Source organism: Parvibaculum sp., assembly GCF_046297875.1.
Taxonomy (GTDB): domain Bacteria; phylum Pseudomonadota; class Alphaproteobacteria; order Parvibaculales; family Parvibaculaceae; genus Parvibaculum.
Genome location: NZ_JBKBHD010000001.1, coordinates 597,339 through 620,364, shown reverse-complemented (window position 1 = coordinate 620,364; position 23,026 = coordinate 597,339). Strand labels below are relative to the sequence as shown.

Genomic DNA, 23,026 nt, shown 5'->3' with positions numbered 1-23,026 from the left:
ATGCCCGTGACGGCGGATCAGGCAAGGAAGATCGCGCTCTCGCTCCCCGAAGCGGTGGAGATGAGCCATTTCGACCAGCCTGACTTTCGCGTCCGCAAGAAGATATTCGCCTCGCTGCATGCGGCGGAGAAACGCGTGGTGGTGAAGCTCGGCCCGGAAGAACAGGCCATGCTTGTCGAAAGCGATCCGAAGGTCTTTGCGCCCGTGCCCGGCGGCTGGGGCCAGAAGGGCTGGACCCATGTGAATCTCGCAGCGGCAAATGCTGCTATCCTCCGGGAAGCGATGACGCGCGGCTGGCGCAATGTCGCACCGAAAACGCTGGTAAAGGCTTTCGACGCGGGCTAACGCTCAGGGGAAGGGCATCGATGGAACTGAAGACCATCCGCTACGAGATTGCAGATGGCATTGCCACGGTCATGCTCTCGCGCCCGAAGCGCCGCAATGCCTGGACGGGCCGCATGCATATGGAATACCGCCATATGCTGGCTGAGGCGGATAAGGACCCCGCCGTTCGCGTCATCGTGGTGACGGGCGACCCGGAGGGCGGAGCCTTCTGCGCCGGCGCCGACATGGCGGCCCTTGAAGGCCATTCCGAAAAGGGCCGCTATGACAGCGGCACCACGGAGGACATCGCGCGGCCCGGCTTCGGCGTCGCGCCGGAATTCGATGCGACCTTCGCCTATCATTTCGGCCTCACAAAACCCGTCATCGCGGCAATCAATGGCGCGGCGGCGGGCGTGGGTCTCGTTCTCGCGGCCTTTGCCGATCTCCGCTTCGCCGTGCCCGGCGCGAAATTCACTGCCGCCCATGGCCGCTTCAATTTCCCGGCGGAGTTTGGCCTCTCCTGGGTGCTGCCCCGGATCGTGGGCCTGACCCATGCCAACGACATACTGCTCTCAAGCCGCGTCTTCACATCCGACGAGGCCATGAGCATGGGCTTTCTGAACAGGCTGCTGCCGCCGGACGAGCTCATGCCCCATGTCATGGACTATGCGAGGAAGCTCGCCGATGGCGTCTCTCCCGGCTCGCTCCGCGAGGCGAAACGGCAGATTTACACCGACCTCCACCGCGACGCCGCCACCGCCGTCACGGCGGCCGAGCGGCTGCTTGAGGAGATGATCAGACACCCCGACTACAAGGAAGGGGTGAAAGCCTGGATGGAAAAGCGCAAGGCCGACTGGCGGGGCTGAGACGGCCGGAAAGCCCTCAAGCCCCCCGATTTGGCTTGGCCTCCCGCCAATGCTATATGGGCGCCGACCGAAAGTGCAGGCCCCATGACCGACCTCTCCCATATCCGCAATTTCTCGATCATCGCCCATATCGACCACGGCAAGTCGACCCTTGCCGACCGTCTCATTCAGCTTTGCGGGGGCCTGTCCCAGCGCGAGATGAAGGAGCAGGTGCTCGACAGCATGGATATCGAGCGCGAGCGCGGCATCACCATCAAGGCGCAGACCGTGCGCCTCGACTACAAGGCCGCCAATGGCGAGATGTATGAGCTGAACCTCATCGACACGCCCGGCCATGTCGACTTCGCCTATGAGGTGAACCGCTCGCTCGCCGCCTGCGAGGGCTCGCTCCTTGTCGTCGATGCGAGCCAGGGTGTCGAAGCGCAGACGCTCGCCAACGTCTATCACGCGCTCGATGTGAACCACGAGATCGTGCCGGTCTTGAACAAGATCGACCTGCCGGCCGCCGATCCCGACCGGACGCGCCAGCAGATCGAGGATGTGATCGGCCTCGATGCTTCGGAGGCGGTCGAGATTTCAGCCAAGAGCGGCATCGGCATCCCCGATGTACTGGAAGCGATCGTTAAGCGCCTGCCGGCGCCCAAGGGCGATGCCAAGGCGCCCTTGAAGGCGATGCTGGTCGACAGCTGGTATGACGCCTATCTCGGCGTCGTGGTGCTGGTGCGCGTCATCGATGGCGAGCTGAAAAAGGGCCAGCGCGTGAAGATGATGGGGACCGGCGGCACCTATACGCTCGATCAGGTCGGCATCTTCCGTCCGAAAAAGGAAACGGTCGCAAGCCTTACGCCCGGCGAAATCGGTTTCTTCACCGCCTCCATCAAGGAAGTGGCCGACACGCGCGTCGGCGACACGGTGACGGAAGAAAAGCGACCCTGCGCAGAGGCGCTGCCGGGCTTCAAGCCGGCGCAGCCCGTCGTCTTCTGCGGCCTTTTCCCCGTCGATGCGGCCGAGTTCGAGGATCTGCGCGATGCGATGGGCAAGCTCCGTCTCAACGATGCGAGCTTCGAATACGAGATGGAAACCTCTGCTGCGCTTGGCTTCGGCTTCCGCTGCGGATTTCTGGGTCTCCTTCATCTCGAAATCATCCGCGAGCGGCTTGAGCGCGAATTCAATATCGATCTCATCACCACCGCGCCTTCGGTCATCTACCAGCTTCACATGGTCGACGGTTCGGTGAAGGAAATGCACAACCCGGCCGACATGCCGGACCCGACCCGCATCGACCACATCGAGGAGCCGTGGATCCGCGCGACGATCCTCGTGCCGGACGAATATCTCGGCGCCGTGCTGAAGCTCTGCGAAGACAGGCGCGGTTCTCAGCTCGACCTCACCTATGCCGGCTCGCGCGCCATGCTCGTCTATCGCCTGCCCTTGAACGAGGTCGTGCTCGATTTCTACGATCGTCTGAAATCGGTGAGCCGCGGCTATGCGAGCTTCGACTATCAGATCGAAGGCTACGAACACGGCGATCTCGTGAAAATGTCGATCCTCGTCAATGAGGAGCCGGTGGATGCGCTCGCGACCATAGTGCATCGCTCGCGCGCCGAGCAGCGCGGCCGCGTCATGTGCGAGAAGCTGAAGGAACTGATCCCGAAGCACCTCTTCAAGATCCCGATCCAGGCCGCGATCGGCGGCCGCGTCATCGCGCGCGAAACGATTTCCGCGATGCGCAAGGACGTGACGGCGAAGTGCTATGGCGGCGACATCACCCGCAAGCGCAAGCTTCTGGAGAAGCAGAAGGAAGGCAAGAAGAAGATGCGGCAGTTCGGCCGCGTCGAGATTCCGCAGGACGCCTTCATCTCCGCCCTCAAGATGGACGAGAACTGAGCGCGCGGTTTGGCCCGCGAGACGAATAAAAAGGCCGCCCCTCCCCGGGCGGCCTTTTCATTGCGTCAGTCCCTGCTCAGTCGGCGCGGCGCAGCAGCGCGGCAAGCCCGGCGATCACGATGCCGATAATGCCGAGCACGCCCCAGGCCGGGAAAGCCATTGTCGCTGCCAGCGGACCCTGCACGCCTTCCGGTGCATTGTTGCCCGCAAAAGCGGTGAACCCGTCGCGGCTTCCTTCATGCAGCATCCCCCAGAGGTCGTTGAAGGAACGCATGGTCACTTCGCGTGCTTCGAGCGAAAGCAGCGCATCCGACCCGAGCGCCATAAGCGCGGCGATGATGAAAAGAAGTCCGATCAGCCTGAAAACGAACATGGCATGAGCCCCCCAGCCCTACGCAGTGATATCGAAACGTGGTCAGGAACGGTATCTGGATCGACTGTGCCAAACAAGCACACTTGTAAGAAGAGTTTGTGAGATCAACGCGATAGGACGTGCGATCCTTGTTGATTCAGGCCCCTTGTTGCGTATAGTGCCGCCGACTTCGCCCGCCGCGCCGGGCGACCCGGAGGGGTGGCCGAGTGGCTGAAGGCGCACGCTTGGAAAGCGTGTATACGGGAAACCGTATCGAGGGTTCGAATCCCTCTCCCTCCGCCACTTGAATTTTCTTTTGAAATCAAAAGTTTAGGATTTCGCGCCGGGATCTCCGCGGCGAGTCTCTGTACTCTTGCGCCTTCCGCGATGGCGGCAGGCATGGCAAAGCCAGATTGGCGGATTCGGCCCTGCGGCAGTTTTGCTACAGCATGTGACAAAACATGGTTAACGCAGGGCGGCTCAGTTTACGCGGGTGATCGTCACGGCGCGGCGGGGCTTCAGATAGGCCGTCTCGCTGAACGTCACCGTGTCCTTCACCACGGAACTGAGCGGCGAGGCATAACCATAGACCACTTCCGTCATGATGACGCTGGTGCCGGGCGTGACGAGGCCCTCGGGCAGGGCCACGGTTGAATTGACGGCGAGCGGCGTCGTATGGAAGGCGTCGCTCCAGGCGACACGGGGCGACCCGGAGGCATTCGCCACGACGCTTGTGATCCGTACACTGAGAGGCGCGGTCGGAAAGGGCGACAGGATGGCCGCGCTTGCCGAGAAGATGTCCGTCATGTCGGCATTGCTGATCGAAGCAGCCTGTGCGGTGATATCGGCCGCCGTATAGGCAACGGCAGTCACACGCCGGTTTGCAGTCAGCATGTTGGTCGCTTCGACGGAGCCGAGATAGAAGAGCAGAAGCAGCGGCACGATGAGCGCGAACTCGACCGCCGCAAGTCCCGCGCAGTCGCGCATCATGCGCGACGGGCTGAAACGGCGAAGTCTTCCGGCGGTGCGTGCTGTGCTCATGTTCGCTTTCCTCAACTGCTCGGCAGCATGTCGCCGAAAGGCTCGTTGCGGAAGGCAGTGCTTGCCGCGACCAGGCGGCCGCCGCCATCGAGATTCGAAAGGCCGATGAGCGAGGGGCTCAATACACCCCAGGAGTAATAGACGCGCACGACGACGATATCGCCCGCACCACCCGGCTGGAACACGGTGTCTTCGACAATCTTGCCATCTCCGTCGACCAGAGAGGGAAAGGTGACGCCGCCGAAATTGCTGAAATTGCGCACATCGATCTTCAGCGTGCTGGAGCAATTGCTGATGACATGAAGCTTGCTGCAGACCTCGTCCTTGAACTGGGCTTCCGTCATGCCTCCCGCCTGCACCGCACCGATGCGAATGAGGCGCCCGGCAGAGGAGACAGCGCTGTCCAGATTGGAGGTCGCGAAATAGATGATGCAGGTTTCGATGACGGCGAAGACCAGGATGAAAAAGGGGATCGCAAGCATGCCGAATTCGACGGCGACATTGCCGCTTTCGGCGCGCCGGAACCGCGACATGAAGAGCCGCCGGCGCTGCCGATTTTCCGAATTTCCGCCCATGGTCTGACCTCGCGCCCGGATGCGATCCTTGCCGCCCTCCGTTGATAGCGCCCGACCGGTTACCAAAGTGTAAGCGTCGCGCATTTGTGCCAATTCGTTCACGCCTTCTTAACGGCGATGGAATTAGAACCGGACGGGAGTATCTGTCGCTGCCGGAGCGGTGGAAGCATACCCGTCGTGCAATCGGGCTGTTTTTTTGATGGCTGGAGCAAAGTCCATGCGGCGCCTCTTGAACCTGTTTCGAACCTTTCTCGGCGACCGGCGCGGCAATTTTGCCATCATTTTCGCGCTCACCCTGACGCCGATCGCCATAGCCGCGGCCGCTTCCGTCGACATTTCCCGCGCCTACATCGTCGAGACGCGCCTCAAGGCGGCACTCGACGCTGCGGCGCTCGCCGTCGGCACGGCGTCCGGTCTCTCCAATGAGGACGTGCAGGCGCTGGCACAGGCCTATTTCGATGCAAACTACCCGGAGGAAGTGCTGGGCGTGCCGGGCGTGGTCTCCGTCACCGACAGCCTGACGACGGTCGACATATCGGTCAGCGCCGAGCTTCCCACGGTCATGATGGGCCTCGTCGGCATCAAGACCCTCGATGTCGCAGCATCCTCGCAGGTAATGCGTCACGGCAAGAAGCTCGAGGTCGTTCTCGTGCTCGACAATACCGGCTCGATGAACCAGGGCGGCCGCATGACCGTGCTCAAGGCCGCTGCAAAGGATCTCATTGACACGGTGGCGGCAGCCGCGGTTACGCCGGGCGATGTCCGCATCGCCATCGTGCCCTTCACCACCGACGTCAATGTCGGCGTTTCAAACAAGGACGCGAACTGGCTGAAATGGAGTTGGGAGCTTCCGACAGAGACCTGCACCACGACAGGCAAGGGCAAGAATGCAACCACAACCTGTACGCAGGATATTCGTACCGTTTCCAAGAGCAGCTGGAAGGGCTGCGTCGTCGACCGTGACGAAAATTACGATGTGTCGATTTCGGCGCCTGTGGTCGGCAACAGCGCAACGCTCTTTCCGGCAAACCACAACGACCTCTACAACAACCATTGCAGCCTCCGTCCCATCATCCCGTTTTCGACCGACTGGAACATGCTGAAGGGCGAGATCGACGCGATGGTCGCCGGCGGCGCCACCAATACAACGATCGGTTTCGTCTGGGGCTGGCAGTTGTTGACGAATGGCGCGCTACTGTCGAATGCGGCAGCGGCCGACCCGGACAAGCTTGAAAAGGTGATGGTCTATCTGACCGACGGTATCAACACCTATGACCGCGGCGGCATCGGCTCCTGCAATGGCAGCTCTCACTGTCCGCGGGTTGATGTCCGATCCGAGCTTGTTTGCAGCGGGATAAGAAATGCCGGTATCACCGTCTATACGGTACGCCTGATTCAGGGCAATGCCACTCTGCTCCGCAATTGCGCCACGCATGCAAGCATGTATTACAGCGTGGACACGGCATCCGAACTCACCAACGTCTTCAAGTCGATCGCGCAGGCGCTATCGAACCTCCGCCTGAGCAAGTGACAGATATTCCCTGACGTTGGAGCCCCAACAAGAAAGGCCGCCCTGGAGGGCGGCCTTTTTTCTGGAAGCATTGTCCGGCTTCAGCGCATGGTGCCGCTGCCGCCACCCGATCCGCCATCGCCGCCGCTGGCGCCTGCCTTGGCGTCGTTCATGCTGGCGGCCTGCTGCATCAGCGTTTCGAAGGAGTCCGGGTTGTCGCCGATCACCGGCACACGTTCGCAGCGCGGCGAGCAATTGTAGGAGAGCTGGCCGGTGCCGCGTGTCAGCGTCACGGCGGAAGCGCCCTGCGCCGTCACGCTGAGCTTCATGTCCACGATGGTCTTGCCATCGGCATCGAGCGCGACAAGGTTCGTCGTGCCGTAGTTGCGGCCCATGACATAGATGAGCTTCGTGCTTTCGACCGATACATCGGCAATGGCGGGATTGCCGACCATCACCGTCGCCGCAGGCACCGAAAGATGCAGCGGCTTCGTCTCGTTCATCGGCACCTTGAATTCGGAAGCCGCCGCGCCCGTCGCCGCAAATGCGGCCATGCCGGCGCCGAGCGCCAGTATTGCCGTCAGGCCTGCGGGCTTCCTGCTCGTCTGATCGTTACGCATGTTCCAGCCGCTATTGTCGGGGCGCGTGGCGCGCGATTGCAGATGGTCCGGTAAGGGACTGCTGTGCAGACAGTAGCGCCGAACAGGTAAAGGATATGTTGACCGTGTGTCCTGCCGCCCGGCCGCATTAACGGGCAATTAAACGCAAGCCGCCTAGTCTCGTTCCAGTCGTTCAGGGAGCAAGCTATGGCGCGGAATATGGTGCAGGGCCGGAATGAGGCGTCGGGCCAGGCACAAACGCTTGCCGGCATCGCCATATTATCTGCCCTTCCGCCGCGCGAACTGGCGCTGCTTGCCGCCGAATGCGACTGGCGCGGCGTGGAACGCGGCGAAATTCTCCTCAATCTCGATCAGGGTGGCGAACTGGACGGCGTGACCTTCGTCGTCGCCGGCAGTGTGCGGCTGGCGCGCGGTTCGGGCGCCGCTGGCCGCATCTTCTATACCGACGTCAATGCCGGCGGCCAGTTCGGCGAAATGGCCCTCTTCGGCGTTGCCGAAGAGGGCCTGTCCGCCGTTGCCCGCGAAGACGGGCTTGTCGCCACGCTCTCGAGCGACCGCTTCATCGAACTCCTTTCGCGCGAGGAATCCGTCTCCCGCGCGCTTCTTTGCCAATATGCCCGGCTGCTGCGCGCCCGGGAGGTTGCCGTCACTGCCGAAAGCGGCGCGACGGAGGGCACCGGCGCCCAGCGCCTCTATGGCGAATTGCTGGCGCTCGCCGAGCCGCACCGCAATGGCGAGGGCCAGGATTGCCTGCGCATCGCCCGGCTGCCCCGCCACCGCGAACTGGCGGCGCGCGTGGACACGACGGAAGAAACCGTTGCCCGCGCCATCGCCGAACTCGTCCGGGACGGGATCGCGCTGCGTGACTATCCCGGCCTGGTCGTGGCCGATGAGGCCCGGCTTCGCGCCTTGTGCGAGCCCGCCTGAGGCACAATCCCTCCATCCTTTGTATTCGCGAGAAGAGAGATGCGGCGCCGCAGGCGTAAACGCCGTCCTGCGCCTGCAATGATAGGGCTTTAACCCGCGATTAACCCTTCTCTGATCGAGCCCCCGGGCATTGATGTGCCAGTAAACCAATTGAATAAGGAAATTCCAGATTAAATACAGTAATCATTATTTATATGCTTGGAATACCGGGAAAATTTTCTAAACAGAGAGAGAAATTGAGAGTAATCGTTAGCATTTGGGTAACAGAGGTCCGCTAGGGTCGTCTCCAGTCCGAAGGGGCTCCCTTTGCCCGGCAGGGTTCAAGGGTTGGTGCTGTCGACAGTCAAGGTTCAAGGAGGCTTTTCATGGGCCAGTTTCTCAAGTCGTTTCTGAAGAATGAGTCCGGCGCGACCGCCATCGAGTATGGCCTGATCGCCGCGGGCATCTCGGTCGTGATCGTCGTTGCCGTTGGCACGATCGGTGACAGCGTGAAGGCGACCTTCGAGTCGATCTCCACGGCGCTCTCCGAGTAAGCCGCACGGGCGTGCCGGGCTTCATCCCGGCAACGCGAAATGAAAAGCCGTCAGCGCTTCACTGCGCTGGCGGCTTTGTCGTATTGGGGGCCTGCACCTGGCTTTTCCGCGCATCCCCGCCGCTTTTCGCCAAGCCAAGGAGAAATCTTGCAAATCGGCTCATTTCGGGCCGCCATTTACCTCAAATTTACGGTCCTTTGCCCAGTATCGGAAGGCGCGAGGAGGCATGGGGCCGCCTGGCGCGGGGGCGGCATCGCCCTTGTTGGAAACCGGGCATCTCTCGTGATGAGCTATCTTGTCCTCGCCATTTTCCCGCTCGCGATGATCTTCGGCGCGATCTGGGATCTGACGACCATGACAATCCCGAACATGCTGACCGCTGCACTTGCGGTGGCCTTCCTCATGTTGGTGCCCTTTTCGGGTCTCGGCTGGCAGGAAGCGGGACTTCATCTTGCGGCGGGCGCAGCGATGCTCGTTGTCGGCATGGTGATGTTCGGCTTCGGCTGGATCGGCGGCGGCGATGCGAAATTCCTTGCGGCGATCGCGCTCTGGCTCGGCTGGAGCGACCTGCTTGGTTATCTGCTTCTTGCCTCCGTTCTCGGTGGCGCCCTGACACTTGTGCTTCTTTGGTTTCGCTCCATGCCCCTGCCGCCAGTGCTTATCCGCCGAGAATGGATCGCGCGGTTGCACGACCGGAAAGCGGGCATTCCCTACGGCGTTGCGCTGGGCCTTGGCGGGCTCTGGATGTTTCAGCAAAGCGTCTGGCTTGAGGCGGCGACACACGCCGCATGATGCAATGACATTGCGGAACAAATGTTCCGGCAATGGACTATGAAAGGATTGGGCAAGTGAACGCCGCACGCATTGGAGTTCTGGTTCTGGCGGTTGTCGCCGCGGGCCTCGCGGCGCTTCTCGCACGCGGGCTGATGACGACTTCGAAGCCCGAACCTGTCGTTGAAAAGATCGAGGAGCCGACGACCGAAGTGCTGGTTGCCGGCCGCAATCTGCAGCTCGGGCAACGGGCCTCGTCGAGCGATCTGCGCTGGCAGCGCTGGCCCGACGCTTCCATGAACCCGGCCTATATTTCCCGCGCCGCGCGACCTGCCGCACTTGAGGAATATACCGGCGCCGTCGCGCGCTCGTCGCTTCTCGCGGGTGAGCCGGTCACAGAAGAAAAGCTGATCAATCTTTCCGGTGCGGGCTTCATGTCCGCCCTCATTGAGCCCGGCATGCGCGCCATCGCCGTGGAGATCACGCCGCAGACCAGCGCCGGCGGCTTCATCCTCCCGAACGACCGGGTGGATCTCGTCGATGTCAATCGCGGCCAGACGGTGCTGCGCAATGTGCGCGTACTCGCCATCGACCAGCGCTTCAGCGAATCCGGCGACCAGGTGGTTGTCGGCCGTACCGCGACGCTGGAACTCACGCCGGCGCAGGTCGAGCTTGTCTCGGTCGCGTCCAACGAAAGCCGGCTTGCCCTGTCGCTCCGCAGCATGGGCGAAAAGGATGCGGCGGGTTCGGAAGTCGATACGTCCAACCGCGAAGGCGGTTCGGTGGTGAAAATCGTGCGCTATGGCGTCACGCAGTCTGTGCGTGTGAAGTAAGTGATGGAGCCGGTCATGAACACCATGTGGAACACGCTGAAATCGGGCCTCGCGCGTCTCGCGCGCCATGCGGCGGTGGTCTTCTGCGCCGTCTCGATGGCGATGATGCCGGCTGAACTCGCGCTCGCGGGCGACGCGCGGCTCGTCAAGATCGATCAGGGCGGCAGCGGCCAGTCCTCGCGCAGCATCGTGCTCGGCCTCAACAAGGCGGCGATCGTGGAGTTGCCGGTTGCAGCGCGCGATGTGCTCGTTTCCAACCCCGAAATCGTGGATGCGGTCGTCCGCACCAACCGGCGCACCTATCTGATCGGACTTGCGGTCGGCCAGACCAACGCCTTCTTCTTCAATGAAGCGGGCCAGCAGATCCTCAATCTAGAGATCCGCGTGGCGCGCGACCTGACCGGTCTTCGCCAGACGCTGCGCCAGTATTTCCCCAAGGCGCGCATCGACGCCGAGTCGATCAACGATCACGTCGTCCTCTCCGGCATGGTCGCCAGCGCGACCGAAGCCGACCGCGCTCATGATCTTGCCGCGCGCTATATCGGTGTTTCCCGGGACAATGTGCTCAACATGCTCGGCATCGAGGGCAAGGACCAGGTGATGCTGAAGGTGACGGTTGCCGAAATGCAGCGCAATGTCATCAAGCAGCTTGGTGTCGATCTTTCGACGGCAGCCAATTTCGGAGACTTTGCGTTGCGTCTGGCGACGTCCAATGCCTTCAGCGTTCAGGGCCGGTCACTTGGCGGCCTGTCGACCGATGGCACGGGTGTCACGGGCAGCGATGGCAGTGTCGATGCCGCCCTTCGCATGATGGAGCGCAATGGCATCCTGAAGACGCTTGCCGAACCCAACCTGACGGCAATTTCGGGCGAGTCGGCAAAGTTCCTCGCAGGCGGCGAATTCCCGGTGCCCACGTCGCGCGACCGCGACGGCAATGTGCAGCTCGAGTTCAAGCCTTTCGGTGTCGGCCTCAACTTCACGCCCGTGGTGCTCAGCGAAGGCCGCATCAGCCTCAAGATTTCGACGGAAGTGAGCGAGCTTTCCTCCGATGGCGCCTTCGTCATCCAGGGCGCCGGTGGCAGCGGTGTCACCGTGCCGGGCCTGAAGGTGCGCCGCGCGGAAACGACGCTGGAACTGCCGAGCGGCGGTTCGCTCGTCATGGCCGGTCTCCTGTCGGACTCGACGCGCCAGAATATCGACGGTGTGCCGGGTGCGAAGGATGTGCCGGTTCTGGGCCAGCTCTTCCGCAGCCGCGACTACCAGAAGAACGAAACCGAACTTGTTGTGATCGTGACGCCCTATCTGGTCGATCCGACGTCGCGCGACAAGCTCGTGCTGCCGACCGACGGTTTCGCCCCGGCGGGCGATATGGACACGATCCTCATGGGTCGCCTGAACGCAACCTATGGTGCGCGCGGTGCCGCGGCGGGCGACAAGTCGCTCCAGGGTCCCGTCGGCTTTGTTGTTGATTGAGGTGCAGAAGATGAACGCTATGACAAGGCTCACCGGCATGAACGCTCTTCGCGCGCTCGCTCTCGCGGCGTCTGCAGGCCTTGCAGGCTGCGGCTTCAATGGCGCCGAGAATGCAGAGTTCGGCGCCCACTACACACACCCGATCACCGTCGAAACCGGTGTCTCGACACTGAAAGTCGGCGTCGTGCCCGGCCAGCCTGGGCTCGCGCCGTCCGACCGCGCTGCGATCGAGAGCTTCGCCGCCGCCTATCGCCAGCGTGGCCAGGGCGCGCTTACGATTTCGACGCCCACTGGCGCCCCCAATTCGGGCGCGGCAACCGTGGCGCTGAGCGATGTGCGCGATCTGCTGAATGAAAACGGCGTCGTCGCATCCGATCTTGCCTATACGCCCTATCGCGCGTCGGGGGCGGATGCCTCCGCACCGCTGATCCTGTCCTTCAAGCATTATGTTGCACGGCCGACCGCCTGCGGAAACTGGACGCAGGACGCCGCTTTCGATCCGTCGAACGGCCTCATGCCGAACCATGGCTGCGCAACACAGAACAATCTTGCGGCGATGGTCGCAAACCCGGCGGACCTTCTCGGTCCGCGTCCGATGGGCCCTGCTGATCCCGGCCGCCGCAATACGGTGCTTGAAAAGTATCGTGCGGGTGAGCCGACCGCGACCACGCGTGGCGCGCAGGATTCCGGTGCCATCAGCGAGGTAAGCCAATGAGCAATCTGGCCCGCAGGGAACCCGACATGGCAGTCGAGGCGCCGCCCATGCCGGCCACGGCAGCGGCCCATGCCGCCCCGGCCGGCGAAGGCGATACGCTCGCGGTCATGAAGCCGGTGCCGCGCATCACCATCCATGCCTTCTGCGAACAGCCGGGCACGGGTGCTGCCATCCAGCGCGCCGGCGAGGACCGTCGTCTTGCGAAGGCGCATCTGACGGTTCACATGGGCGGCATTCCGGCCGCCATCGAGCAGTATCAGCAGTCGGCCACGCCGAACCTCATCATGGTCGAGACGCACGCCACGGGCGGCGACCTTTTCGGCCAACTCGGCTCGCTCGCCGAAGTCTGCGATGCCGGCACGAAAGTCGTCGTGATCGGCCACATGAACGACGTCTCTCTCTATCGCGAGATGATGCGGCAGGGCGTGAACGAATATCTAGTCGCGCCGCTCCATCCGATGGGAGTCATCGAGGCGATCTCGCGCCTCTATGTCGATCCCGACGCGCCGCCGATCGGCCGCACCATCGCCTTTATCGGTGCCAAGGGCGGCACCGGCTCCAGCACCATTGCGCATAATGTCGGCTGGTGCATTTCGACGGGCATGGATGAAGACGTCATCATCACCGATCTCGATCTTCCTTTCGGCACCGCCGGTCTCGACTTCAATCAGGACCCCGCCCAGGGCATCGCCGATGCCCTGACGGCGCCGGAGCGGCTTGACGATGTGCTGCTTGACCGCCTGCTGGTGAAGTGCTCGGACCGGCTCAGCCTCTTTGCTGCACCCGCCGTTCTCGACCGCGATTTCGAGATGGATGGCGACAGCTGCGAAACCGTGCTCGATATCGTGCGCGAGGGCGTCCCCTGCGTGATCGTCGACCTGCCGCATGTCTGGGCTCCCTGGACGAAGAAAGTGCTGCTCGCCGCCGATGAAATCGTCATCACCGCGACGCCCGATCTCGCCAGCCTGCGCAATGCGAAGAATATTCTCGATCTCACGCGTCAGGCCCGCCCGAACGACAATGCTGCGCATATCGTTCTCAATCAGGTCGGCATGCCGAAGCGCCCAGAAATTCCGGTCAAGGATTTTGCGGAAGCGGTCGGCACCGATGCGACGCTCGTGCTTCCGTTCAATCCGGGCCTCTTCGGCACGGCCGCCAATAACGGCCAGATGGTCGAGGAACTCGAACCCAAGGGAAAGACGGCAGATGGTTTCCGTTTCCTCGCGCGCGAACTTTGCGGCCGCGAGACGCGCGCGCCGAAAGCCGCCCGTTCGTCCCTCTTCAGTTTCCTGTCCCGCAAGGGATAATCGGAGGTAGCTCGTGTTTGGTAGGCGAAGCGAAGGACAGCCTGTAGCACGCAAGCCCGCGCCCGCGCCGGCCGCGGCAGAGCCGTCGCGTCCGGCCGCGCCATCCGCCTCTGCACCTGCGGCGGCGTCGAAGACGCCGGCGCACAAGCCCGTCGCGGTTGCAAAGCCCGCTTCGCCGCGCGCTGGCGATCACCGTTCTGAAAACTACTATCAGATCAAGACGACGATCTTCAACGCACTGATCGACACGATTGACCTCACGCAGCTTGCGCAGCTCGACGCTGAAAGCGCGCGCGAGGAAATCCGCGACATCGTCAACGAAATCCTGTCGATCAAGAATGTCGTCATGTCGATCTCCGAGCAGGAAGCCCTGCTGCAGGACATCTGCAACGACGTTCTGGGTTATGGCCCGCTCGAGCCCTTGCTCGCCCGCGACGACATTGCCGACATCATGGTCAATGGCTGCGACCGCACCTTCATCGAAGTGAACGGCAAGGTCGAGCTGACCAATATCCGCTTCCGCGACAACAGCCAGCTGATGAATATCTGTCAGCGTATCGTGAGCCAGGTCGGCCGCCGTGTCGACGAGTCGAGCCCAATATGTGACGCGCGCCTGCCGGATGGGTCTCGCGTGAACGTGATTGTGCCGCCGCTCTCGATCGACGGACCGGCGCTCACTATCCGAAAGTTCCGCCGCGACAAGCTGACGATGGCGGATCTCGTTCAGTACAATTCGATTTCGCAGGAAGGTGCCGATGTTCTCGGCATCATCGGCAAGGTGCGCTGCAACGTGCTGATCTCCGGCGGTACGGGCTCCGGCAAGACGACGCTGCTGAACTGTCTCACTGGCTTCATCGAGGCAGATGAGCGCGTCATCACCTGCGAAGATGCCGCCGAGCTCCAGCTTCAGCAGCCCCATGTGGTGCGTCTCGAAACGCGCCCGCCGAACCTCGAAGGGCAGGGCCAGGTCACGATGACCGAACTCGTCCGCAACTGTCTGCGCATGCGCCCCGAGCGCATCATCGTCGGCGAAGTGCGCGGACCCGAAGCCTTCGACCTGCTTCAGGCCATGAATACCGGCCATGACGGTTCCATGGGCACGCTGCATGCGAACAGCCCGCGCGAAGCCCTGTCGCGTCTTGAGAGCATGATCACGATGGGCGGCTACCAGCTTCCCTCCAAGACGATCCGGGAAATGATTTGCGGCTCCATCGACGTGGTCATTCAGGCGGCCCGTCTGCGAGACGGATCGCGCCGCATCACGCACATTACCGAAGTGCTCGGCACGGAAGGCGATGTCATCATCACTCAGGACCTGTTCGTCTACGATATCGATGGCGAAGACGAGACAGGCCGTATCATCGGCAAGCATCGCTCCACGGGCATTGCGCGTCCGTCTTTCTGGGATCGCGCCCGTTACTACAATCAGCATCACGCATTGGCGGCCGCCCTCGACCGCGCCCAGGGCTGAGGGGCGCGCCGATGGATCAGGCAACGCTGATGATCTTCGGGATCGCGGTTCTCGCAGCCATCGGCATTGGCGGCGTGGGTTTCGTCTTTGTCGGCGGCGAATCGAAATCGCAGCAGCGCGTCGCGCGTGTCTCGCGCGCCGGGAAGGCGCGTCTCACGCCTGCCGAAAGCGAAGTGGACAACAGCGACAAGCGCCGCAAGCAGGTGCAGGACACGCTGAAAGACCTTGAGCAAAAGCAGAAGGAACAGAAGAAGCGCATTCCGCTGCGCACCCGCATCGAGCGGGCAGGCCTCGATATCGAAGTACGTGACTTCTATATCGGAAGCGCCATTGCCGGCGCCGTCGCCATGCTTCTGCTTTTTGTCACCGGCATGTCCGCGCTGGTTTCCGTCCTTGGCGGCTTCGCCGCTGCCTTCGGCCTGCCGCGCTGGTTTCTTTCCTTTCTCGTCAAGCGTCGTCAGAAGGCCTTTGCCGAAGAGTTTGCAAACTCGATCGACGTGATCGTGCGCGGTGTGAAGTCAGGCCTGCCGGTGAACGACTGTCTGCGGCTGATCGCAAATGAAGCGCCGGAGCCCGTGCGCACGGAGTTTCAGGGACTGGTCGAGGCGCAGCGCGTCGGCGTCACACTCGAACAGGGTCTCGAAAAGATTTTCGAGCGGATGCCGCTGCCGGAGGTGAATTTCTTCATGATCGTTCTGTCGATCCAGCAGAAGACGGGTGGCAATCTCTCCGAGGCGCTTGGCAATCTCTCCAAGGTGCTGCGCGAGCGCAAGAAGATGCGCGCCAAGATTCAGGCCATGTCGCAGGAAGCCAAGGCGTCTGCCGGCATCATCGGTTCGCTGCCGCCCGCCGTCATGCTGCTGATCTATTTTAGCTCGCCCGACTACATGACCGTTCTGTTTACAACCACAGCCGGAAACCTGATCATCGCCGCCAGCCTGACATGGATGGCCATAGGCGTCTTCATCATGAAGAAGATGATCGACTTCAAGTTCTAGGAACGGGATATGACATCCGCCTTTGATATCGCTGCAAGCCTGATGAACGTCGAGAGCATCGTCATGCTGCTCACGGCGATTGCAGCCTTTGCGACGATCCTCACGCTGGCGGCGTCCTTCGTCTCAGGCGACAAGCTTTCGACGCGCATGAAATATGTCTCGACAGAGCGCGAAGCCATGCGCGCCCGTGCCCGCGAGGCGCTGGCGCAGGAGCGCACGCGGCTGCGCCACACGCCGAAGGGCTTTGTGAAGGAAGTGGTGGAGCGCTTCGCCTCGGGCCGTATGCTTGAGAATGCGGAGATCCGCGAGAAACTTCGTCAGGCGGGTTTCCGCGGTCCGGGTCCGATGTATACCTTTATCTTCTTTCGCTTTGTCATGCCGCCGATCCTGTTTCTGCTGACATTGCTATATCTCGCCTTCGTGGACGATCTCGGCCTTGCTCCGGTTGCGCGCTTCGCCATCTCCTGTGCTGCGGCCTTCATCGGCTTCTATCTGCCCAATGTATTTGTGCAGAACGTGATTACGCGTCGCCAGGACTCGATCCGTAAGGCCTTCCCCGATGCGCTCGACCTGCTGCTCATCTGTGTCGAAAGCGGCATGTCGATCGAGGCGGCCTTCCAGAAGGTCGCGGCTGAAATCGGCAGCCAGTCGGTGGAACTCGCCGAAGAACTTGCACTCACCACCGCCGAACTCTCCTATCTGCAGGAGCGCCGCGCTGCGTACGAGAATCTTGCAAAGCGCACGGGCCTTCCCGGCGTGAAGGCCGTCTCGACAAGTCTTATTCAGGCGGAGCGCTACGGTACGCCGCTCGGCCAGGCCCTGCGCATCATGGCGCAGGAAAACCGCGATATTCGCATGTCGGAAGCCGAGAAGAAGGCCGCCGGTCTGCCGCCGAAGCTCACCGTGCCGATGATCGTCTTCTTCCTGCCGGTTCTCTTCGCCGTCATTCTCGGCCCGGCGATCATCAAGACCATGGCGACTCTCTGAACCGCACCGGCATGGTGCAAATGAAAAAGACGCCTGAGGATTCAGGCGCCTTTCTCGTCTGATGAAGGACAGGTCTACTCGATCGACACGATTGTCTCGGGCGGCAGGAACGACACCTTGTCGTCATCGCGCGCCGCGGGCTTGGCCGGTGCCGGGCTTTCTTCAGCCTTCTCCCGGTCGAGTTCTTCCATCTTCTTCCACAGCGCCGGCTGCGAGAGCATGGAGCGCAGATAGGCCATGTTGCCGTCTGCCACATTGGCCGGTAGATCGGCCCGCGCAAGGCGTTCGGCCTCGTCGAACTCGCCCTTGAGGCCGAGCACGATCGCAAGGTTCTGCCGCGCATAGGCGTCGGCCCGCGCATTGGCGACCGCGCGGCGCAGCGTCCGCTCCGCCATGTCGAGATCACCGGTCAGCGCGTAGGAAAGACCGAGATTGGTCAGCACGGAAGGATTGTCCGGTGAAAGCTCCAGCGCGGCGTTGTATTGCGCCTTCGCCTCGTCGTAGCGGCCCATCTGGTCGAGGGAGACGCCGAGCGCGGAAAGGATCGTCCAGTCGCGGGGATCCTTGTGTGCGGCAGCCGAAAGAATGGCCGCTGCCTGGTCGGGCCTCGCGCCCGCGGTCAGCGCCTTGCCAAATTCCGCAAGTACGCCCGCATGGTCGGGATGACGCAGATGGCTCCCCTGCATGACCATCAGCGACTGATCGACCGAGCCGATCTGCCGCAGCGCCCGCGAATAGCTGATCGCGGTGTCGGCATCTGCGGGATTGCGCTCGTAAAGCTCTCCCCAGTAGGCCGCCGCGGCGACATAATCCTGTGTCTTTGTGCTTTCGATGGCGGCTCTACGCAAGGCTGGTTCGCCGATCTGCGCCTCGGCAGCCGCACGTGGCGAGGCGGAAGCTGCAGACCCGGCTTCCGTCGTCGCACAGCCCGAAAGGGCCAGCGCCGAGCAGAGACTCGTGGTGATGAGCCAGCGGCCGGGAATTTTGCGATGGGAGCGTCGCGTGATCTTGGGGCTCATGGGGTTCCGGTCCCGGTTCGTGAAGCGGGAAGGGGCCTGCGCCGGGCGCAGGCCCTGGTTCGATCCCGATTTTGCTCCAGAGCGGTCAAGAAATGATTAATTATAAGGAGGCCGGAAACGCGGGGGCGTTCGCTGAAACCGCCCGGAGCGGCCGAGGAACGGAGAGATGATGAAGATCAACGAGATCAGGAGCAGGGCAGCGAAGGCAGCGCGGGCCGTCGCGGCCGCAAGGCTGAGCGCACGCACCGTGCTCGCCGGGATTGGTGTCGCTGGCTTTCTGGCGCTCGCCCTTTTTGTCTATCTGATCCCGCCTTCCAGCCTCGTGGAGCCGCCCGAGAAAGTGACATTCTTCCAGATCGGCACGGGAAGTCCGGGCGATGAATATTTCGCCGTCGGCGAGCGGCTTGCCGCCGCGATCAGCCGCCCGCCCGGCACGCCGCGCTGCGAGCGGGGCCTGCCCTGCGGCGTGGCGGGGCTTGTTGCGGTGGCGAAATCCTCTGCCGGTCCGGTTGCGAATGTACGCGCTGTCAGTTCGCAGCATTTCGAATCCGCGCTCGTCGCCGCCCCCGTGCTCGATCTGGCCACGCGCGCGGAAACGCCCTTTCGCGGCGAGCCGCCTGTGCGCAATCTGCGCGCCATCGCCGGCGTCTACCGCGAAGCGCTTTATCTCGTCGCCCGCCGCAATGCCGAGATCGGTGGCATCGCCGATCTGAAGGACATGCGCGTCTCGGTTGGATCCATCGGCTCGGGCACGCGCGAGGCGGCCCTTCCGGTCCTCGCGGTTCACAGCCTTGGCCGCCGCACCGTGCAGCTCTTCGAAAATGATACGCCCACTGCGATCGACCTTCTGCTGCGCGGCCAGCTTGATGCATTCTTCCTCGTCGATGCGCTGCCCTCTGCGGAGATTGCGAGCCTCGCTGATCGCGGCGCCATCGATATCGTACCGCTCGATGATGATGAGCTGCAGCAGCTCGTCCGCCCCGGTTCGAACTTCCAGCAGGTCGAAATTCCCGACGGGCTCTATCGCTTCATTCCCGAAACGCGCACGCTCGGCGTCTCGATGATCTGGGTGGTGAACGAGAGTGTCGATGCCGATCTCGTCTACCGCATCACGGAGACGCTGTTCTATCCGGGCAACCGGCAGCTGCTGTCGGGCTCCGGCCTTGCCGGTCTTCTGCCTGGCAATGCAGGCGAGGCGGAACGCTTCGCCATCGCCTCGCTGCCCGTGCCTTTGCATGAAGGGGCCGCCCGGTATTATGCAGCGCGCGGCCTTGTCGAGAATGGTGCCCTGCCGCCCGGCCCGGCGCCGGAAAGACCTTAAGCGCCGGCCTTCGCCTTTTCTTCCGCCGCCGCGCCCTCGATCCAGTCGCGCATGGCGGGCAGTGTCAGGATCGCCTCCATGTAGGCGCGCGCCGTGCCATCGTCGCCCAGCGCTTCAAGATCGACGCCATAGGTTTGAAACCGGGTCACGACCGGCGCATACATCGCATCCGCAACGCCGAAGCGCCCGAACAGGAAACCGTGATCCTGCGCTGCCTGCCGCCCGAAGCGGTGCCGCGCCCCGCGCCATATCTCGATCGCGCGCCGCGCATTGGCAAGCGCCCCCTCGCTGTGCCCCTCGCCGGGAAAACGGTCGAGGATCGACATCGGCATGTCGCGGCGAAGATCCTGAAAACCGGAATGCATTTCCGCCGCCGCACTGCGTGCCACCGCCCGCGCCACGCCGTCCGCAGGCCAGAGGTTCTTTGCCGGATAGAGGTCCGCAATCGTCTCGCAAATCGCCAGCGAGTCCCCGATCACCACATCGCGCCATTTGAGCGCGGGCACCTGGCCCGCCGGCGCGTGGGCAAGGATTTGCGCCTTGGTGTCCTCCTGCCGCAGCCGGATTGAGGTTTCCCTGAAGGGAATGCCTGCCTGCCGCATCAGGAGCCATGGCCGGAGGCTCCAGCTCGACCAGTTCTTGTCGCCGATCACCAGTTCGAACTCATAGGCGCTCATTGGTCTCTCTCGCTTCCCTGCATGCTTGTAAGGCTTGCCGTTGCGGGCATTCCGGCCACTCTATAAGGTTTCGAGCCAGCGAAATCATCTCTTTCCTCGAAGCCGGACGGATACGCCCTTGCTCGACATTTTCATCTCCCGGAAGGATGCGGCGGCCACGCCGGTCTGGCTCGTGCGCACAGGCGACACGGGCAACTGGTGCGAAACCCATGCCGGGCCGGGTGCTGCCTGGGTCGCAACCTCAGGCTTCAAGGGTGAGGCCGGCAAGGTTCTGCTGCTGCCGGATGGCTCGGGCGGGCTTGCGGGCGTCCTGCTCGGCCTCGGCGATGGCAGCGATGCCTTCGTCACCGGCGCGCTTCCTGCCGCCCTGCCGCTCGGCGACTATCGGCTTGCGGGTGATATTCACATCGAGGCTGAGAAGGCCGCGTTCGGTTTCGCGCTCGGCACCTATCGCTTCACGCGCTATTCCGGAAACCCGCGCGACTGGCCGCGCCTTGTGCTGCCCGATGGCGTCGATGGCGAGGAGGTGAGCCGCCTTGCGCGCGCAACCTTCCTTGCCCGCGATCTCATCAACACACCGGCAGGCGACATGGGCCCCGCCGATCTGGCCGCCGCCGCCGCCCACGTCGCCGAGGCACAGGGCGCTGAGTTCAAGGTGATCGAGGGCGAAGCGCTGCTCGCGGAAAACTATCCGATGATCCATGCCGTGGGCCGAGCGGCCGCCATTGCGCCACGATTGATCGACATGCGCTGGGGCAGGGCGGAGGCGCCGAAGGTCACACTGGTCGGCAAGGGCGTCTGCTTCGATACGGGCGGCCTCGATCTCAAGCCTTCAAGCGCCATGCTCCTGATGAAGAAGGATATGGGCGGTGCGGCCTGTGTCCTTGCACTCGCCCAGATGCTGATGGAAGCACGGCTCGACATTCGCCTGCGTGTGCTGATCCCCGCCGTGGAGAACAGCGTTTCGGGCAATGCTTTCCGGCCGGGCGACGTGCTGCCGAGTCGCAAGGGCATCACCGTCGAAATCGGCAACACCGATGCCGAAGGCCGCCTCGTGCTCGCCGATGCGCTCACCGAGGCCGACAGCGAAGTGCCCGATCTCATCATCGACATGGCGACGCTCACAGGCGCCGCCCGCACGGCGCTCGGGCCGGACCTCCCGCCCTTTTATACCGATGACGAGGCGCTGGCCGGCGAACTCGCCGCCTCCGCCGTGGCCATGGCAGATCCGATGTGGCGGATGCCGCTCTGGAAGCCCTATGACAGCTGGCTCGAAAGCAAGATCGCCGATGTAAACCACGTCTCGGACGGGCCTTTTGCAGGCTCGGTCACGGCAGCGCTTTTCCTGCGCCGCTTCGTCGAAAAGGCCCGCTCTTACGTTCATTTCGACATTTATGGCTGGGCGCCGAAGCCGCGGCCCGGCCGCCCCGTCGGTGGCGAGGCCCAGGGCATCCGCGCCCTTTATCACCTTATCCGCCGCAGATATGGCGCCTGAGGCTTGCCGGTTCTGTTCCCGCCGCTAGACTGATACGGGCCCGGAACGGAGGGAACCGGGCAGAGGTCGGGGTAGCGTTGGGGGGACGCCATGCCGGAACTTTCCATGCCCGCTGCCGGGGGGCTGAAGCCCGTTCAGGCTTTGTCGCTCTGGCACGATGTGGTGCTTCAGTCGGTCCGCCAGGAAGGGCCCGACCTGTCGTCGAGGCAGCTTGCGATCATGTTCATCGTCTATCTCGATCCGCCGCCGCACACTGTCAGGGGACTGGCGGCAACGCTTGGCGTCTCGAAGCCGGCGATCACCCGCGCGCTCGACACGCTGGGCGGGCTCGATCTCCTGAAGCGGCTGCGCGACGAGGCCGACCGCCGCAATGTGCTGGTTCAGCGCACGGTGAAAGGCTCGGCTTTCATGCGCGATTTCGCCGAGATCATCGTCCGCTCCTCGCGGGGCCTCATCGCATGAGCCGCATTCGCGGGCCCGATCATCGTCTCAATCCCTACCGCGACGACCTTGCGGCCGCCCATCTTCGGGGCGAGGTCAAGGCAGCGCGCTTCGTGGAAGGCGTGGACCGCCGTGTCATCCTGCCAAACCTTGCCTTGCTGCGTGAGCCCGAACCCGCCGCGCCGATGGATACGCAATTGCTCTTCGGCGAGACTTTCCGCGTCTATGAGGAAAAGAACGGCTGGGCGTGGGGCCAGGCCGCGCTCGACGATTATGTCGGCTATGTCGATGCGAAGGGCCTCGGCGCGCGCGTGGTGAACCCGACGCATACGCTCGCCGCGCTTCGCAGCTTCATCTACCCGAAAGCCGATCTGAAAACGCGCCCTGCAACGCCCCTTTCCATGAATGCGAAACTCAAGGTCACGGGCGCGAAGGGAAATTTCAGCGAGATCGAAGGCGGCGGTTTCGTTTTCACCGCGCATCTCGCGCCCATTGGCGCGCATGTCCGCGATTTCGTATCCGTGGCAGAAGAATTTACCGGCGTTCCCTATCTCTGGGGCGGGCGCGACAGTCTCGGCCTCGATTGCTCGGGCCTCGTGCAGATGTCGCTCGAGCGGGCGGGCATTTCCTCCCTGCGCGACACCGATATGCAGGAGGCGACGCTTGGCGAGCCGCTGCCCGAACCGATCGACTTCACCTCGCTCCGCCGCGGCGATCTGGTTTTCTGGCGGGGTCATGTCGGCATCATGCTCGACGCCGAACGCATGATCCACGCCAACGCCCATCACATGCAGGTCGCCGTGGAACGGCTCGACATCGCCATGTCGCGCATTGCGCGCTCCGATGCCGGCCATGTAACGAGCATCAAGCGATTCACCTAGCG

24 protein-coding genes and 1 tRNA gene are annotated in these 23,026 nt (G+C 63.0%); 19 read left to right on the top strand and 6 right to left on the bottom strand.

Annotated elements, in window-relative coordinates:
- From ACK4FH_RS03060 to lepA, 3 genes are all read left to right on the top strand, one after another.
- Positions 1-345 (top strand): MmcQ/YjbR family DNA-binding protein, encoded by a 345-nt coding sequence (locus ACK4FH_RS03060; protein ID WP_409811119.1) that lies wholly within the window; start codon positions 1-3, stop codon positions 343-345.
- 20 nt (positions 346-365) lie between these two features.
- A complete protein-coding gene (locus tag ACK4FH_RS03055) occupies positions 366-1,190 on the top strand; it encodes an enoyl-CoA hydratase-related protein (RefSeq protein ID WP_409811117.1) in 825 nt (274 codons plus the stop codon).
- A gap of 84 nt (positions 1,191-1,274) precedes the next feature.
- Entirely contained in the window at positions 1,275-3,077 is a 1,803-nt protein-coding gene (gene lepA, locus ACK4FH_RS03050) for a translation elongation factor 4 (RefSeq protein WP_409811115.1), read from the top strand.
- A gap of 76 nt (positions 3,078-3,153) precedes the next feature.
- Here lepA and ACK4FH_RS03045 read toward each other — a convergent pair whose 3' ends face one another.
- Positions 3,154-3,450, bottom strand: a complete 297-nt coding sequence (locus tag ACK4FH_RS03045) for a hypothetical protein (protein ID WP_409811112.1) — start codon at positions 3,448-3,450, stop codon at positions 3,154-3,156.
- Between the two features lie 192 nt (positions 3,451-3,642).
- Between ACK4FH_RS03045 and ACK4FH_RS03040 the strand changes: the two genes are divergently transcribed.
- Positions 3,643-3,732 (top strand) — tRNA-Ser (locus ACK4FH_RS03040).
- A 177-nt stretch (positions 3,733-3,909) separates the two neighbouring features.
- Here ACK4FH_RS03040 and ACK4FH_RS03035 read toward each other — a convergent pair.
- Both ACK4FH_RS03035 and ACK4FH_RS03030 read right to left on the bottom strand, forming a co-directional pair.
- Complete coding sequence (locus ACK4FH_RS03035; protein ID WP_409811111.1) at positions 3,910-4,470, bottom strand: TadE/TadG family type IV pilus assembly protein; 561 nt, start codon at positions 4,468-4,470, stop codon at positions 3,910-3,912.
- A gap of 11 nt (positions 4,471-4,481) precedes the next feature.
- On the bottom strand, positions 4,482-5,003 hold the full coding sequence (locus ACK4FH_RS03030) for a TadE/TadG family type IV pilus assembly protein (protein WP_409811109.1): 522 nt from the start codon (positions 5,001-5,003) through the stop codon (positions 4,482-4,484).
- A 259-nt stretch (positions 5,004-5,262) separates the two neighbouring features.
- Between ACK4FH_RS03030 and ACK4FH_RS03025 the strand changes: the two genes are divergently transcribed.
- Complete coding sequence (locus ACK4FH_RS03025) at positions 5,263-6,576, top strand: pilus assembly protein TadG-related protein (RefSeq protein ID WP_409811107.1); 1,314 nt, start codon at positions 5,263-5,265, stop codon at positions 6,574-6,576.
- An 80-nt stretch (positions 6,577-6,656) separates the two neighbouring features.
- Here ACK4FH_RS03025 and ACK4FH_RS03020 read toward each other — a convergent pair whose 3' ends face one another.
- Positions 6,657-7,175 carry a pilus assembly protein N-terminal domain-containing protein gene (locus tag ACK4FH_RS03020; protein WP_409811105.1) on the bottom strand — a complete coding sequence of 173 codons (519 nt, stop codon included), beginning with the start codon at positions 7,173-7,175 and terminating at the stop codon, positions 6,657-6,659.
- 186 nt (positions 7,176-7,361) lie between these two features.
- Between ACK4FH_RS03020 and ACK4FH_RS03015 the strand changes: the two genes are divergently transcribed.
- From ACK4FH_RS03015 to ACK4FH_RS02970, 10 genes are all read left to right on the top strand, one after another.
- The gene (locus ACK4FH_RS03015; RefSeq protein ID WP_409811103.1) at positions 7,362-8,102 is read left to right on the top strand and encodes a Crp/Fnr family transcriptional regulator; all 741 of its coding nucleotides are present in this window, start codon (positions 7,362-7,364) and stop codon (positions 8,100-8,102) included.
- A 365-nt stretch (positions 8,103-8,467) separates the two neighbouring features.
- Entirely contained in the window at positions 8,468-8,635 is a 168-nt protein-coding gene (locus ACK4FH_RS03010) for a Flp family type IVb pilin (RefSeq protein WP_409811101.1), read from the top strand.
- Positions 8,636-8,920: 285 nt separating this feature from the next.
- On the top strand, positions 8,921-9,427 hold the full coding sequence (locus ACK4FH_RS03005; protein ID WP_409811099.1) for a prepilin peptidase: 507 nt from the start codon (positions 8,921-8,923) through the stop codon (positions 9,425-9,427).
- A gap of 56 nt (positions 9,428-9,483) precedes the next feature.
- Entirely contained in the window at positions 9,484-10,239 is a 756-nt protein-coding gene (gene cpaB, locus ACK4FH_RS03000; RefSeq protein WP_409811097.1) for a Flp pilus assembly protein CpaB, read from the top strand.
- A gap of 15 nt (positions 10,240-10,254) precedes the next feature.
- Positions 10,255-11,712, top strand: a complete 1,458-nt coding sequence (locus tag ACK4FH_RS02995) for a type II and III secretion system protein family protein (protein WP_409811095.1) — start codon at positions 10,255-10,257, stop codon at positions 11,710-11,712.
- 10 nt (positions 11,713-11,722) lie between these two features.
- Positions 11,723-12,427 carry a CpaD family pilus assembly protein gene (locus tag ACK4FH_RS02990; protein ID WP_409811093.1) on the top strand — a complete coding sequence of 235 codons (705 nt, stop codon included), beginning with the start codon at positions 11,723-11,725 and terminating at the stop codon, positions 12,425-12,427.
- Complete coding sequence (locus ACK4FH_RS02985; protein ID WP_409811091.1) at positions 12,424-13,734, top strand: CpaE family protein; 1,311 nt, start codon at positions 12,424-12,426, stop codon at positions 13,732-13,734. The genes ACK4FH_RS02990 and ACK4FH_RS02985 overlap by 4 nt, the downstream gene beginning before the upstream one ends.
- A 13-nt stretch (positions 13,735-13,747) precedes the next feature.
- On the top strand, positions 13,748-15,205 hold the full coding sequence (locus tag ACK4FH_RS02980) for a CpaF family protein (protein ID WP_409811089.1): 1,458 nt from the start codon (positions 13,748-13,750) through the stop codon (positions 15,203-15,205).
- 11 nt (positions 15,206-15,216) lie between these two features.
- Positions 15,217-16,203, top strand: a complete 987-nt coding sequence (locus ACK4FH_RS02975) for a type II secretion system F family protein (protein ID WP_409811087.1) — start codon at positions 15,217-15,219, stop codon at positions 16,201-16,203.
- A gap of 9 nt (positions 16,204-16,212) precedes the next feature.
- Positions 16,213-17,190 carry a type II secretion system F family protein gene (locus tag ACK4FH_RS02970; protein ID WP_409811085.1) on the top strand — a complete coding sequence of 326 codons (978 nt, stop codon included), beginning with the start codon at positions 16,213-16,215 and terminating at the stop codon, positions 17,188-17,190.
- 74 nt (positions 17,191-17,264) lie between these two features.
- Here ACK4FH_RS02970 and ACK4FH_RS02965 read toward each other — a convergent pair whose 3' ends face one another.
- A complete protein-coding gene (locus ACK4FH_RS02965) occupies positions 17,265-18,209 on the bottom strand; it encodes a tetratricopeptide repeat protein (protein ID WP_409811083.1) in 945 nt (314 codons plus the stop codon).
- Positions 18,210-18,375: 166 nt separating this feature from the next.
- Here ACK4FH_RS02965 and ACK4FH_RS02960 point away from each other — a divergent pair, with 166 nt between their 5' ends.
- Complete coding sequence (locus tag ACK4FH_RS02960; RefSeq protein ID WP_409811081.1) at positions 18,376-19,530, top strand: TAXI family TRAP transporter solute-binding subunit; 1,155 nt, start codon at positions 18,376-18,378, stop codon at positions 19,528-19,530.
- Here ACK4FH_RS02960 and ACK4FH_RS02955 read toward each other — a convergent pair.
- Positions 19,527-20,207 carry a glutathione S-transferase family protein gene (locus ACK4FH_RS02955; RefSeq protein ID WP_409811079.1) on the bottom strand — a complete coding sequence of 227 codons (681 nt, stop codon included), beginning with the start codon at positions 20,205-20,207 and terminating at the stop codon, positions 19,527-19,529. The genes ACK4FH_RS02960 and ACK4FH_RS02955 overlap by 4 nt on opposite strands.
- Before the next feature lie 118 nt (positions 20,208-20,325).
- On the opposite strand from ACK4FH_RS02955, the gene ACK4FH_RS02950 reads away from it, so the two are divergent.
- From ACK4FH_RS02950 to ACK4FH_RS02940, 3 genes are all read left to right on the top strand, one after another.
- Positions 20,326-21,702: a leucyl aminopeptidase family protein gene (locus ACK4FH_RS02950; protein ID WP_409811077.1), complete on the top strand. Its 1,377-nt coding sequence runs from the start codon at positions 20,326-20,328 to the stop codon at positions 21,700-21,702.
- A 90-nt stretch (positions 21,703-21,792) separates the two neighbouring features.
- Positions 21,793-22,164: a MarR family transcriptional regulator gene (locus tag ACK4FH_RS02945; protein ID WP_409811075.1), complete on the top strand. Its 372-nt coding sequence runs from the start codon at positions 21,793-21,795 to the stop codon at positions 22,162-22,164.
- Positions 22,161-23,024 (top strand): C40 family peptidase, encoded by an 864-nt coding sequence (locus tag ACK4FH_RS02940; protein ID WP_409811073.1) that lies wholly within the window; start codon positions 22,161-22,163, stop codon positions 23,022-23,024. Before ACK4FH_RS02945 ends, ACK4FH_RS02940 begins: the two co-directional genes overlap by 4 nt.
- Positions 23,025-23,026 lie beyond the last annotated feature (2 nt).